Genomic DNA, 12,951 nt, shown 5'->3' on the forward strand with positions numbered 1-12,951 from the left:
TGAACTGACCTGATTTTTAGTACCACCCTAGAAGAGAGGATTTTTGATAATCTTCACCTTAAAGGAGTGCTAAATATGGCAAAAGGTCAGCGTCTTAAACCCGAGCAAATCGTCACCTTATTGCGTCAAATCGATGTTTTAACCACCAATGGCAAAACCCTAGCCCAGGCTTGTAAAGAAGTGGGTACGGTTGAGCAAAGCTATTACCGTTGGCGCAAGATCTACGGCGGTATGAAAGTCGATCAGGCTCGTAAGTACAAAGATCTAGAGCTAGAAAATACCCGCTTAAAGAAGCTTGTTGCCGATCTCTCCTTGCGCGAGGTCATGCTTAAGGAAGTCATTAAGGGAAACTTCTAAGCCCTGCTAAACGCAAAACAGCTGCTCAGGTGTTGATGAATAAATACTCAACATCAGAGCGCTTAGCTTGTGAATTAGTGGGGCTATCCAGAGCAGCTTATCGTTATATGCCACTGCCTAAAGATGACGAAGAGCCCCTACGGGCTGAAGTCATCCGTATGGCGAGCACCTATGGCCGATATGGTTATCGATTTATTGCTGGGATGATGCGTAATGCCGGCTGGGGACAAGCTACGACAAGCAAGGTAGCTCGTATCTGGCGGCAAGAGGGTCTGAAGATCCCACAAAAGCAACCTCCTAGAGGTAGGCTCTGGTTTAACGATGGCAGTTGTATGCGGCTTCGAGCCAACTATCCCAATCATGTTTGGAGTTATGACTTTGTGTTCATTAGAGATGCGTATGGTGGCAAGATCCGGATGCTCACCCTGATTGATGAGTTCACTAGAAAGTGTTTAACGATCCACTGCGCTAGAAGAATTGGATCGATCCAGGTGATTGAACAACTGGCCAACGCCATGATTGACAACGGTATCCCGCAATATATTCGATCGGACAATGGCCCAGAATTTATTGCTAAAGAGCTACGTAGTTGGTTATCTGGGGTTGGAGTGAAAACCGCTTACATTGAACCGGGTAGTCCTTGGGAGAATGGCTTTTGTGAAAGCTTTAATGGCACCTTCAGAGACAATTTATTAGATGGAGAAATCTTCTATAGCCTAAAAGAAGCCCAGATCATCGTGGGGGAGTGGGTCAAGCACTATAACCAAGTCAGGCCTCATAGCGCTTTAGGTTACAGACCACCAGCACCTCAAACCCAAGTGCCCAAAATAATCCAGAATCAACCCATGTTGCTGCAATGATTTACTATAGAAAAACTCTCTTTGGTATTGGACCTAAATTGACAGCAGTTCATATTCACCTAAAAAGTTACTTTAATGCCTTTTAAACCAAACCTACTGATTACTGGAGCAAACGGATTTATTGGCGGAGCTTTGACGGCCAAGCTTTTTGCTGGCAATGAAGCCTACGATACGCTTTTCTTAATTCGCTCATCAAAACCTGAAGAGGGCATGGTGAGGTTAGTTAACACACTCAGAAATCATGGCATTAAAACAGGGCAGTTATTAAAGCTTAGGTTAGAGCAGATTCTGTGCGGTGATTTAAATGTTGTGAATCGTTGGATCGATGACCCACGCTTGAGCTCCATTGAAAATGTTGTTAGCTCTGCCGCAGTAGCCTCTTTTGGTAACAACCCCTCTATTTGGCCTACGAATGTAGACGGGGTTTTAAATATGGCTCATGGCCTAAGTCATCGGTGTAAGTTAAAAAGATTTCTTCACATTGGTACCGCAATGGCTTGTGGATTAGATTCACCAAATCCCGTCCTCGAGGGCTATAACCGTGGTAAAAAAACTCAGCATTTTTTAGAGTACACGCATAGCAAATATGAAGTTGAGCAACGCCTAAAGGAAGAATTGCCTGATTTACCCCTAGTCATTGCTAGACCATCCATTGTTGTTGGGCACACCAAGTTAGGTTGTAAGCCGTCGGGCAGTATCTTTTGGATTTTTAGAATAGCGTTGGCACTAAAAGCATTCCCTTGTACTTTAGAGCAGAAGATTGATGTAGTTCCAGTAGATTATTGTGCCGATGCCCTTTATTTGCTTTTAACTAAACCAAAGCTAAAGTATGACTCGTACCATATCTCAGCGGGAGAAAAGTATTCCTCAAGTTTTGCTGAAATTGATGAAGCTATTGCTAAAGCTACAGGCAGGTCAAAGATAGAGGGTTATCAACAAAAATCATATGAGCAGATACTTCTCATGAAAAATCAATTCAAATCACTTCTTGGCGAATGTAATCGACGCATTGTGGCTAAAGCAATTAAAACTTATGGAAACTTTTCAACCCTTGAACTTGCTTTTGATAATCAAAGATTGATTGAAGAGGGAATGAGTGAACCCACTCCATTAGCAAAGTACGCGGGGCTTTGTGAGCTAACCAGTAAAGATATTTTGATATCTGAGCAAATGAAGTTTGATTACAAATAACTAAGATTACTTAATGTCCAAGAAGCAATGTCCTTTAAAAAGACACTTCATGTAGCGGTGGCGAGGGCTCCAAGGATGTTCCATCCCTGTGGCAGTCGAGTTTCCTAACCAAACATTAACTACCGTACCCCTTGTGCTAGTGTTTCTATTCCGCCATGGGCCATCAATAATTACGATACCTATCTTTTTAGACTATTTTCTTTTATGGCTTGGGAGATTTAGATTGCACATGCAACCACCAGCGAGCAAGATTCAGCCTGGCATCTTCCAAAAGGTCGTAGACTACTGGGATTACCATTAAGCTCAATAGGGTAGAGGTTATCAACCCGCCAATGACACTAATTGCCATGGGGGAGCGGAAACTTGGATCAGCTGAGCCCCAGCTCGCTGCAATTGGCAGCATGCCCGCACCCATTGCAATGCTGGTCATCACAATTGGACGTACACGCTTATGGCAGGCGCCTATAAGGGCATCAAGTCGTGCAAGCCCTTGATCACGTTGGGCAACGATCGCATATTCTACTAATAAGATAGAGTTTTTAGTAGCAATACCCATCAGCATTACCAAGCCAATCAAGGAGGGCATAGAAAAGCTTTGATTTGCAGCAAGTAGTGCAACAAAAGCGCCCCCTAAGGATAGGGGTAATGCTACTAGAATTGTTAAAGGATGTAATAAATCCTTGAAAAGTAACACTAAAACAATGAAGATGCACAGTACGCCGGTTAGCATAGCAAGGCCGAAGCTCGCGAATAACTCTTCCATAATCTCCGCATCACCTACCTCAATAATGCGGACACCCCGAGGCAAGTCGCGTACCGATGGCAAAGAATGCACTACTTCTGTAACTTTACCAAGCGGTAAGTCAGCAAGCACGATTTCAAAGCTAATATTGCGAGTACGATCGTAACGGTCAATAACTGCCGGGCCTCCAGCAAGCTCCAATGTAGCAACTTGCGCAAGCATTACAGGAGCCCGAGCACCTGGCACATTAAGTCGCTCAATAACTGATAAATCTCGACGCGCAGTATCATCAAGCCGCACCACAATTGGTATCTGTCTTTGCTCCAGGCTCAACTTAGGTAAAGCAGTGTCGTAGTCACCTAAAGTTGCTATACGAAGAGTTTCGCCAATTGAGGCACTAGTTACACCAAGATCAGTAGCGCGGGCGTTATCAAGTCGTGCAACAATCTCCGGACGAACTAATGATGCTGTTGACGATACGTTACCTAGACCGGAGATCGTTCGTAGATCGCGCTCCACAGAGCGAGCAGCTAGCTGTAGGGCTTGGGGATCATCACCAGCCAGAACGAGAACGTATTTTTCGCCTGAACTACCAAGACCAACTTTAGTACGGACAGCAGGAATCACCTCAAGCTCGTTACGCATGCGGTTCTCTATGATTTGTTTTTTTTGGCGCTCCCCGCGTGCTACTAACTGTACTGTGAGGGTTGCGCGTCGAACCTCGGCTGCATCAGTTGCCGAGAATGGATCACTACCAACATTACCTGCGCCAATGGTGGTGTAGACGCTTCGGACTTCAGGCATTCGCATTATTACAGCACGGGCTTGTTCTGCTGCTGCTATAGTCTCGACTAGCGCGGATCCGGGCTGTAACTCTAGCATTACTTGTGTTTGCGAGCTATCGTCGGCTGGCAAGAAACCTTGGGGGAGAAGCGGAATTAATGCTAAAGATCCGATAAAAAAGCCTCCAGATAGCAAGAGTGTTGCTAGACGGTGCCGAAGACACCAGTCAACCATACGCAGATAAACCTTCATCCAGCTCGGATCTCGAACGTAAGTATTCGATGTACTTGGACGCAATAAATAGGCAGCCATCATAGGTGTAAGAACACGGGCAACTACAAGCGAAGCAAATACCGCGAGGGCTGCCGTCCAGCCAAATTGCTTAAAGAATTTTCCAGCAATACCGCTCATGAAAGCTGTTGGCAGAAAAACTGCAATTAGCGTGAAAGTAGTTGCGATTACCGCCAGTCCAATTTCATCAGCGGCATCCATTGCGGCCTGGTAGGGTGTTTTACCCATCTGAAGATGGCGTACGATATTTTCAACTTCAACGATCGCATCATCGACGAGAACACCAATAACCAGGGAAAGTGCTAGTAAGGTGACGATGTTAAGACTAAATCCTAGCCAGACCATTCCTGCAAAAGCCGGTATTACTGATAGTGGTAAAGCGACTGCTGATATTAATGTAGCGCGCCATTCGCGTAAAAATATCCAAACCACGATTACTGCAAGTAATGCACCCTCATATAGTAACTTGAGAGAGTTGTGATATTCCTCTTGCACTGGAGTGACGAAATCAAAAGCTTCAGTTAAAGCAATATGCTCATGGCGTTGTTTAAGTTCGTTAAGAGCAAGTCTCACTGCATTACCCACTACAATTTCGCTTTCACCTCGACTTCGTGCCACCTCAAAGCCAACAACAGGGCGGCCATCAAGAAGTGCGGCAGAACGTGCTTCACCCACCGTATCCTTTACCGTAGCTACTTGGCCAAGACGAATTTGCTGTACTAAATCACCGCTAGCGCGAGACACTGACAGCTCAGTTGCAGCAAGTTCTGCAACATTATTTGCTTTGCCTAAGGTGCGTACTGACTGTTCGAGTCCGCCAATAGAAGCTCTTCCTCCTGAACTTTCATTTTGAATAATTCGAAGTTGTTGGGAGATTTCTGCGGCGGTTAAGCCTAATGCATTTAACTTCAAAGGGTCAAGTGAGACGCGAATCTCGCGATTTACTCCTCCAACCCGGTTAACCGAGCCCACACCCTTAATCGCTAATAATGTGCGGGATATTTCATAGTCGATAAACCAACTCAGGGCCTCGTTATCGAGTGATGTTGAGCTTACAGTGAATGCAAGGATGGGTTGGCTTGCAAGGTCGAGCTTTTGTACAACTGGGTCACGTAAATCAGCAGGAAGTTCTGCGCGCACACTTTGTAAGGCTGAACGTACATCATCAACTGCTTCCTGAACTGGCTTCTCGAGACGAAACTCTACCGTCATCGTTACTGCACTATCTTGGATTTTAGTAGTGATGTGCTTTAGCCCTTGGAGAGAAGCAATTGAGTTTTCTATCTTACGTGCCACATCGGTTTCTAATGCGGAGGGTGATGCTCCTGAAAGTGACGTACTTAGAATTACCGTAGGTAAACCGATATCGGGATAGTTTTGTACTTTCATCCCATGAAATGCAACTATTCCCGCAAAGGTCATCATTACAAAAAGCATGACCGCACCTAGCGGATTGCGAATTGACCACGATGAGACGTTGATCATCTAGGGTTGACCACTCGGACGCGATCACCATCACTTAAGAAGCCAACACCAGCGGAAACAATATTATCGTTCGCCGCCAAGCCCGAGATGATTTCAATGCGATCGGCTGTTATCCGACCAGTCTGTACCTTGACTCGCTCAACCCGTTGATCAGATAAAAGCCGATATAAATAACTGAAGCCATCACGAAAGGTGACTGCTGGCTTTGGTACTGTCAAGACGGTACTTTGCCCGATTTCTAAACTACCCCTTATAAACATTCCAGGCTTGAGTCCTGAGCTACCCTTGGTACCAATGCCTGGTAAATCAATATAGACTAATGCATTACGAGTTTGCGCATCCATGATGGGAGATATCAGGCGAACTTGTCCTTCTACGAGAGTGCCATTGGGCGCCTCTAGTTTTGCTCGCATACCTGGCTGGATACGTTCTAACTCATCTACGGTAATTTCTGCACGCCACTCTATACGCCCTTGCCGAATTAAACGAAATAATTCACTACCGACCCCTGGTACTGAACCAACTGATGCCATGCGCGCAGAGATTATCCCTTCATCAGGTGCCATCAAAGTACATTGAGCAAGTCGTAGTTCTTGTAATTTCACTTGCGCACGCGCCATCTCCACCCGTGCCTGGGCACGTTGCTCATCTATTCGATTTCCACTCTGGCGGGATTCATCTAAAGTTGCTTCTGCCTCAGCAAGTCCCGCGCGGGCTTGCGCCAACTCGGCATGAATTGTGTCAGACGCAAAAACCGCAAGTACGTCGCCTGCGCGAACACGGTCGCCTATGTCTACTCGAAGATCAATTAAGCGTAAACCCATCGTCTCAGTACCGATAATCGCTTCCTGCCAGATGCCAACGGTGCCATTTGTGGCAGTTTTAATTGAAAGAGTTTGCCGGACTGGTTTTGTAATGCTGATACTTAATGCAGGTTTGCCCTGTGCAGTCCCTGCGTCAGGGACTAGTGGCTGAGGCTTCACTTGAGAGTCTGCGTGAAGTGCTATAAAAGCAAGCGCCAATGGCATAAGAATTTTTTTCATTTAAAGCTCAATTATTAATTTATCAACACTTCTGCTTCCTAAATCTTAATTAAGTCCAATATCCATTGAGTAAATGTGGACATAACTTATTCATTAAATAGATGGCTCTAAGCGCTCCATAAAAGAAGGCTGATGGAGTATCGATTTACCTAAAATATTTCATTGCACAGTTTATTGCACAGTCACATTTTAACGCTGTAAGCCATTGAAATATATAGACTTTTTAGCAGCCACGAATTCTTCTAAGGCGTAGGTCGCACGTTCGAATCGTGCTGGGCAGGCCAGATATCAAGAGGTCCGTACCGGACACATGCTTTACATCCGGTACCGACCACATAGTTTACAGTTGCCGTTCACCCTAACTATTTTTTCCCATAAGCGGCATCATGGTCTGGCTCTATCAATAAGACTCGTAAAAAGTGATTTTCTCTAAAGCCAATCCCTCGAATAGATTTGCTTACACGAAAGGAGTAGAGCGCTTCAATATTTTTAGGGGCTGCAATGCTGTGAATCTTTTCCCACTTCAAGCCCTTGTCTCGATAGATCTGGTTCCAGGTTAGTTGTGTGAGCTTTTTAAAGGTAGCCAATGCCTTTTCTTGCTCTGCTAGCTCTAAATCACTCCAGGAAGATTGAAAAACAGGACTATTAAGATCAAGCTCGACTAATGGCTCAGGCTTTACGTTTCGTGCCATGCGCTTTAGCTATTTTTAATTTAGAAAGGTCGCTTGCTTTAGCGGGTGCTTTTTGTGCCCAGGCTAAAGCAGCAGTTAAATCCTTTTTAAGGGCTGGCGTATGCATCCACTTTTCATTATCTGGAATGACAGTGGCGGTGCGGATCAACCAAACTCCAGGCTCTGGGTTTTCAACTAGAACCTGACGTCCTGCATATTCTTTTCCAAGCGAGATTTGCCCACTCGATCCAATGGATTTAATAACTTGGTGATCTATAACTGCGCCCATGACATTCTCCTATATTCATGCAGCATTATTGCATGATGGCATGACTTTTGTCAAATAATGCTTATCAAGTGTTGAAAGCTAGATGAGGATTTGTCTTTTAAGTAGCACTTATGCATTGCACAGTTTATTGCACAGTTCCGATTGAATCGTGTAAGCCATTGAAATATATAGACTTTTGAACAGCCACGAATTCTTCTAAGGCGTAGGTCGCACGTTCGAATCGTGCTGGGCAGGCCAAAAAAATCTGTTGACCCAAGTAATTCAATGCTTAGTGGGCGATTTTATTAAATATCGTCCTCGGCGCTAAATTCATTAATACAGCACTTTGTAATTGATAGGGGACCAAATGGGGACCAATACCCAAGGGTAATCCCTCTCCGAGACATCTAAAACTAGTTCTAATTCCTATATTCTTTGCTAACAATAAAGGTGAGGTTGAATATGAATCGTTTCGGATTGTTTGTAATTCTTTTAATGAGTATCTTTGCAACAGGATGTGCATCAATTACTGGTTCAAGAAACCAGCCAATCTCTGTGACAACGACTCATGAGGGAAAGCCGATTACTGGGGCTTACTGCACTCTGGTGAATGATAAGGGTACTTTTTATGTAAATACTCCCGGCACAGTGACTGTTCTAAAGGCATATGGCGACATGTCAGCTACGTGCAAAAAAGAGGAAAGCCATGTAGGAGTATCTGTTTTTCAGTCTGCAAGTGAAGGTGCAGTTTGGGGCAATATTATTGCAGGCGGTTTAATTGGTTACGCTGTCGATGCAGGTACAGGTGCCGGGTTTTCATATCCACCAACCCTAAATATTGAGATGATTAAAGGCAGTACTATTCCTGCATTACCAACTGGACCAAAGGCGTCTACAGCACCTGCTCCAGCTGCCCCAGGCGCAATCTACGAATCTCAATCTACAGGCGGAACAACCCCACCAGGACCTGCTAGAGCTGCAATCACTCAATCTAACCAAGCCAAGCCAGTGAATGACTTGCCAAATCCAGCAAAAAGACTTGATGACCTAAACAATATGCTCAAAAAGGGCTTAATCACCCCCGATGAATACAATACCAAGAAGGCGGAGATACTTAGGACTCTTTAAAATCTTTTATTTACTGATTTCTGAAAAGCCACTCTTAAAGGTGGCTTTTCTATTTAATAAATGCAAGTAGCTTGGACGATTCTCTTAACTGGGTTTTGCAGACTCCACACGGAATAAGATTCTTGAGGAAATGAAAAAAGTAATGCCGATGTCTAAATAAAAAATTAGTTTAAATTTTCTACTACCACTCTTTGGAGTGGTTTTTCATTTGAGCAGGCATCCTCGATAATGTTATTTAGGTGATTTTTTGGTGCGCGACCGAATGTTAAGAATTTCCACAGCCAAAGAAAATGCCATTGCAAAATAAACGTAACCTTTTGGTATGTGAACATCCATACTTTCGGCAATTAAAACTAATCCAATGATGGTTAAAAAGGACAACGCTAGCACTTTAATTGATGGATGATTATGAACAAATTCACTAATTGGTTTTGCAGCAAAAAGCATTACACCCATCGAAACTAAAACTGCGGCAATCATAATCGAAATTTCATCTACTAAACCAACAGCAGTGATCACGCTGTCTAATGAGAAAACAATATCTAAGATACCGATTTGAACAACAGCACCCCAAAATACTTTGGCTTTAGCTTTGTCCACTTCTTTTTGCATATCTTTTTGCTCAATTGGAGCTTCTTCTTCAGCTTCAACTTCTAGATAGATTTCTTTGGATGCTTTCCAGAGCAAGAATAGGCCGCCACCAAACAGTATCAAATCACGACCGCTTATTTCTTGATTAAATGCATTAAAGAGGGGTTCTGTTAAACCCATTACCCATGACAAGCTGAAAAGTAACAGGATGCGCGTTATTAAGGCGAACATCAAACCGAAGCGACGGACTTGATCACGCATTTCTGTTGGGAGGCGATTGGCTATGACGCTGATAAAAATAATATTGTCGATACCCAAGACGATCTCTAAAGCTGCTAACGTCAGAAAGGCAATAATAGTGTTTGGGTCAAGAATGAATTCAAACATTTAGTGATATTAATTTAATTAAACATTAAGGAGGGATAGAAAGCGTATCTTTTAGTATAAATATGGTATCGATGTCGGCTTTCGGTCTATTTGAGCATCTGAGTGTTAAGTAGCGTGAGGGCCTGCTTTCTGGTCAGTATTGGCCTATCCAAGCTCTTATGCTGTAGTGTCGGTTTAACCGACAGTAAATAATTCAGGCCGCCCAAAGAATCCAAACTGCACTGCATAGTTTATTACACAGTCCGGATTTATGCGTCTAAGTCATTAAAATAGAAATTTCCAGTTGGTCATGTTATTAAAATTGATTATTTTTTTCAATCAAAATCACATTCGTCATCTGAAAATTGGTATTCCAGGTTAATTTCTTTACGTGCTTGATGTTGCCAATGTAGCCGATCTTTTAATAGATCATATTTGACCGCATCTGCATACTCATTAAAGTAATCATCATCTTCATTTAGGTAGTAGTGTTTTTTCATCATGACCCCAGTGCTATGTCAGGTTTTTGACCTAAAAACTGAAGAGCAATTTAATGACTAACTTTGATAGATTGGTATTTTGCTCTGCAGATCCATTGCTTGCTGCGAATTCTGATGAGTTTGTGATGACATGTCTACCAATGACTTGAAAATTGATGATTAAAAACGACAATTTTGGGAGTAAATTTTTCTTAAAAATAAAATGATATAAAAATTTCTTCTACATCTAAACGAATAATATTTTTTGTCCGTAAATACTCCATAAATTTTTTTTAGCAGAGATGCTCGATTGCAAAAAAACTCTCACAAGGAAAGCTTTATGGAAGGGTTTTTCATCCTTGCGCCGGTTAAGTGAATTTAAGAGATACTCAGCGTGCTAATAGAGCAATATAAAAATAAAGCCAATCAACAGTGTTATAAGTATTCCAATGGCAACGATGCGAGTGAACTCACCTAACTTCATCCAGAGGGTGATTTGTTGGCCGGTGTGATATGCGATGTTTTCTTGCTCTCTTTGTTTGATTCGCTCATGATAGCCATTTAACCAAGCATCATCTGCTCCAGCTAAAAATACGAGGGCATCATCTGTCTGGTAGTTAACAGATTCTTTGTATTTTATTAAGGTTAGCTGTGGAAGACCTTGTAAGAGTAATAACTTATTTTCTTTTAGCCAGCCTTCGCATAATTTATTCGCAGCATCAGCCCTTTCACTGTGAGTTTGATTTTCTAACTCCAGTTGTGTCAGAAGCTTTTTACTTGATGCTTGGTTTTCTTTCACAGTAAACCCTTAAGACTAAGTGTCTTAGCTAGACTAATGATCTTTTAAGCATTGGGTACATATTTAAGACCCTACTTACTGAAGTGTCACTATCTAAATGTTGTTTTAAACGACATTACTCACAAATAAACTATGTTACTGTTAGACATGCTGAGCAATCTTAAAAATACCTTCAGTAGTGATTTATGCCAATCTATTCTTGAAACCATACTTTTGCAGGGTTACGATTCTATTCTTATCACCGATGCATCAAGTAACCCCAAAATTACCTACGCTAACTCAGCGTTCACGCAACTGACCGGCTATAGCTCAGATGAAATTCTCGGGAAATCGCCTAAGATTCTCCAGGGCTCAAGTACCTCCCAAAAGGTTATTCAACGCTTACGGCAATGTCTCATTGATGTCACGGTCTTTGAAGGTGAGACCGTAAATTATAAAAAAGATGGTACGATTTTTATGATGAACTGGCGCATGATTCCAATTATTGACAATGGAGAATTAAAAGCCTGGTTAGCAATCCAACGCGAAAAAGTTGTCACATGGTTACCAGATTAATAGACTACATTATCTTTTCTAAGCTGTGAGCCATTGAAATATATACACATTCCAGCAGCCATGAATTCTTCTAAGGCCAACTCGCACGTTCGAATCGTGCTGAGCAGGCCAAATACTCTTTTTATTAATCCTGTAATAAATATTTAATAAACCACCACTACTATTGTTTTTTATCTTTTTAAGAGATTTAGATGGCGACATACAGCATCTATCATGCGGGTATATCCTTCAATACCTATCAAAAGTTCACCCTAGCACAAGAAATTACCAAGATTCATGCAAATGTCACAGGAGCTGAGGCTTACTTTGCTCAAGTGATCTTTAAAGAGCTGGACCTTCATGACTGTTTTATCGGAGGCGTCTTACTCGATGAGCCCCATATTTTTTTGAGTGGCCAGATTAGAAACGGGCGAAGTGAGCAGATCAAAAAGCAGTTGTTAGTTGAGATTGAAATTGCGATTCAGAAAAACACCAAGCTTGCCAGTCATCAAATATGGGCATATCTTGATGAACTAGCACCATCTCTGATGATTGAATACGGTCAAATTTTGCCATCGGTGGGTAGTGATAAAGCATGGTTTGCAACATTGCCAGATTCAATACAAAAAAAGTTAACCAAGCTGAACTCCTAACTTACAAGGCAGGTCGGATAGCATGTAGTTTTTACTAAAGAAATTTTATATCTCACAACTGGTCTCAAATAAGAAGAAACAATTTGAATAGTCTATTAAGAAGATTTCATACCATCTATTTTGACAGTCTAGTTTTAAAGATTTTGTTCACTTTAATGGCGCTAATAGTAAGTCAGCATTCTCGAGCAGATCAGAGTTCTTCCCCATACGACTTAAAAGTCAGTATTGATAGAGTGGGTGCTGGGTTTTCTATTGAAGCAAGTTATATTGCCAGCGTCAGTCAGTGTGAGGCATATGTTTTTCTAACCGACTATGAGGATGTTAGGATGACGCCCGGCTTGATTGAGTCTAAAGTTAAAAAAAGAGAGGGCAATAAAGTCACCATAGAAAGATTGATTGAGGAGAGGGTGCTCCTTTTTCCCTTAAGGATGCATTCTGTTCTTGAGTACACAGAACAGCTAAATCAAGGTTTGAGCTTTGTTCAAACAAAGGGTGATAGTAAGACTTATTCAGGTAGTTGGCGTATTAAAACAGGCGATAAAGGGGTTCAAGTACGTTATCAAGCATTTTTAGAGCCCAACTCTTCCGTACCTAAAGGGGTTATTGAGTATTTTATGAAAAATAATATGCAAAAAAGTTTTGAGAATATCGCTCAAGCAATGGATAAGAATCGTGATGCCCTCAGTCTTGCCTGCAGATAATATTAACGG

13 protein-coding genes are annotated in these 12,951 nt (G+C 42.4%); 6 read left to right on the top strand and 7 right to left on the bottom strand.

Going from position 1 to position 12,951, the window contains the following annotated elements; genetic code table 11:
* The first annotated feature begins 75 nt into the window (after nucleotides 1-75).
* Both ICN22_RS05965 and ICN22_RS05970 read left to right on the top strand, forming a co-directional pair.
* Nucleotides 76-1,217 (top strand): IS3 family transposase gene (locus tag ICN22_RS05965; protein WP_216169371.1). Its coding sequence is split into 2 segments (ribosomal slippage): nucleotides 76-343 and nucleotides 343-1,217, totalling 1,143 coding nucleotides; the frame shifts between segments, so codons are not numbered across the junction.
* A gap of 75 nt (nucleotides 1,218-1,292) precedes the next feature.
* Nucleotides 1,293-2,408: an SDR family oxidoreductase gene (locus ICN22_RS05970; protein ID WP_216169372.1), complete on the top strand. Its 1,116-nt coding sequence runs from the start codon at nucleotides 1,293-1,295 to the stop codon at nucleotides 2,406-2,408.
* A 202-nt stretch (nucleotides 2,409-2,610) separates the two neighbouring features.
* Here ICN22_RS05970 and ICN22_RS05975 read toward each other — a convergent pair whose 3' ends face one another.
* From ICN22_RS05975 to ICN22_RS05990, 4 genes are all read right to left on the bottom strand, one after another.
* Nucleotides 2,611-5,706: an efflux RND transporter permease subunit gene (locus ICN22_RS05975; RefSeq protein WP_216169809.1), complete on the bottom strand. Its 3,096-nt coding sequence runs from the start codon at nucleotides 5,704-5,706 to the stop codon at nucleotides 2,611-2,613.
* A complete protein-coding gene (locus ICN22_RS05980; protein WP_216169373.1) occupies nucleotides 5,706-6,752 on the bottom strand; it encodes an efflux RND transporter periplasmic adaptor subunit in 1,047 nt (348 codons plus the stop codon). The genes ICN22_RS05975 and ICN22_RS05980 overlap by 1 nt, the downstream gene beginning before the upstream one ends.
* 362 nt (nucleotides 6,753-7,114) lie before the next feature.
* The gene (locus ICN22_RS05985; RefSeq protein WP_216169374.1) at nucleotides 7,115-7,444 is read right to left on the bottom strand and encodes a hypothetical protein; all 330 of its coding nucleotides are present in this window, start codon (nucleotides 7,442-7,444) and stop codon (nucleotides 7,115-7,117) included.
* A complete protein-coding gene (locus ICN22_RS05990; protein WP_216169375.1) occupies nucleotides 7,422-7,712 on the bottom strand; it encodes a hypothetical protein in 291 nt (96 codons plus the stop codon). The genes ICN22_RS05985 and ICN22_RS05990 overlap by 23 nt, the downstream gene beginning before the upstream one ends.
* Before the next feature lie 441 nt (nucleotides 7,713-8,153).
* Here ICN22_RS05990 and ICN22_RS05995 point away from each other — a divergent pair, with 441 nt between their 5' ends.
* Nucleotides 8,154-8,819 carry an SHOCT domain-containing protein gene (locus ICN22_RS05995; RefSeq protein ID WP_216169376.1) on the top strand — a complete coding sequence of 222 codons (666 nt, stop codon included), beginning with the start codon at nucleotides 8,154-8,156 and terminating at the stop codon, nucleotides 8,817-8,819.
* Nucleotides 8,820-9,050: 231 nt separating this feature from the next.
* Here ICN22_RS05995 and ICN22_RS06000 read toward each other — a convergent pair whose 3' ends face one another.
* The 3 genes from ICN22_RS06000 to ICN22_RS06010 all read right to left on the bottom strand — a co-directional run bounded on the left by ICN22_RS06000 (nucleotide 9,051) and on the right by ICN22_RS06010 (nucleotide 11,054).
* On the bottom strand, nucleotides 9,051-9,797 hold the full coding sequence (locus ICN22_RS06000) for a TerC family protein (protein WP_216169377.1): 747 nt from the start codon (nucleotides 9,795-9,797) through the stop codon (nucleotides 9,051-9,053).
* 314 nt (nucleotides 9,798-10,111) lie between these two features.
* The gene (locus ICN22_RS06005) at nucleotides 10,112-10,279 is read right to left on the bottom strand and encodes a hypothetical protein (protein WP_216169378.1); all 168 of its coding nucleotides are present in this window, start codon (nucleotides 10,277-10,279) and stop codon (nucleotides 10,112-10,114) included.
* A gap of 373 nt (nucleotides 10,280-10,652) precedes the next feature.
* Nucleotides 10,653-11,054 carry a hypothetical protein gene (locus tag ICN22_RS06010; RefSeq protein WP_216169379.1) on the bottom strand — a complete coding sequence of 134 codons (402 nt, stop codon included), beginning with the start codon at nucleotides 11,052-11,054 and terminating at the stop codon, nucleotides 10,653-10,655.
* A gap of 132 nt (nucleotides 11,055-11,186) precedes the next feature.
* Here ICN22_RS06010 and ICN22_RS06015 point away from each other — a divergent pair, with 132 nt between their 5' ends.
* The 3 genes from ICN22_RS06015 (at nucleotide 11,187) to ICN22_RS06025 (ending at nucleotide 12,942) form a co-directional block, all read left to right on the top strand.
* Nucleotides 11,187-11,609 carry a PAS domain-containing protein gene (locus tag ICN22_RS06015; protein ID WP_216169380.1) on the top strand — a complete coding sequence of 141 codons (423 nt, stop codon included), beginning with the start codon at nucleotides 11,187-11,189 and terminating at the stop codon, nucleotides 11,607-11,609.
* Between the two features lie 191 nt (nucleotides 11,610-11,800).
* Nucleotides 11,801-12,241 (top strand): tautomerase family protein, encoded by a 441-nt coding sequence (locus ICN22_RS06020; RefSeq protein ID WP_216169381.1) that lies wholly within the window; start codon nucleotides 11,801-11,803, stop codon nucleotides 12,239-12,241.
* A 155-nt stretch (nucleotides 12,242-12,396) separates the two neighbouring features.
* The gene (locus tag ICN22_RS06025; RefSeq protein ID WP_216169382.1) at nucleotides 12,397-12,942 is read left to right on the top strand and encodes an SRPBCC family protein; all 546 of its coding nucleotides are present in this window, start codon (nucleotides 12,397-12,399) and stop codon (nucleotides 12,940-12,942) included.
* Nucleotides 12,943-12,951: the final 9 nt, after the last annotated feature.

The sequence above is a fragment of the Polynucleobacter bastaniensis genome (genome assembly GCF_018882205.1).
In the GTDB taxonomy this organism is placed as follows: Bacteria; Pseudomonadota; Gammaproteobacteria; order Burkholderiales; family Burkholderiaceae; genus Polynucleobacter; species Polynucleobacter bastaniensis.

Bases quoted from the DNA above. Each gene is read 5' to 3' on its own strand.
- ICN22_RS05970 (WP_216169372.1), top strand. From the start codon at position 1,293: ATGCCTTTTAAACCAAACCTACTGATTACTGGAGCAAACGGATTTATT.
- ICN22_RS05980 (WP_216169373.1), bottom strand. From the start codon at position 6,752: ATGAAAAAAATTCTTATGCCATTGGCGCTTGCTTTTATAGCACTTCAC.
- ICN22_RS05985 (WP_216169374.1), bottom strand. From the start codon at position 7,444: ATGGCACGAAACGTAAAGCCTGAGCCATTAGTCGAGCTTGATCTTAAT.
- ICN22_RS05990 (WP_216169375.1), bottom strand. From the start codon at position 7,712: ATGGGCGCAGTTATAGATCACCAAGTTATTAAATCCATTGGATCGAGT.
- ICN22_RS05995 (WP_216169376.1), top strand. From the start codon at position 8,154: ATGAATCGTTTCGGATTGTTTGTAATTCTTTTAATGAGTATCTTTGCA.
- ICN22_RS06000 (WP_216169377.1), bottom strand. From the start codon at position 9,797: ATGTTTGAATTCATTCTTGACCCAAACACTATTATTGCCTTTCTGACG.
- ICN22_RS06005 (WP_216169378.1), bottom strand. From the start codon at position 10,279: ATGATGAAAAAACACTACTACCTAAATGAAGATGATGATTACTTTAAT.
- ICN22_RS06015 (WP_216169380.1), top strand. From the start codon at position 11,187: ATGTTACTGTTAGACATGCTGAGCAATCTTAAAAATACCTTCAGTAGT.
- ICN22_RS06020 (WP_216169381.1), top strand. From the start codon at position 11,801: ATGGCGACATACAGCATCTATCATGCGGGTATATCCTTCAATACCTAT.
- ICN22_RS06025 (WP_216169382.1), top strand. From the start codon at position 12,397: ATGGCGCTAATAGTAAGTCAGCATTCTCGAGCAGATCAGAGTTCTTCC.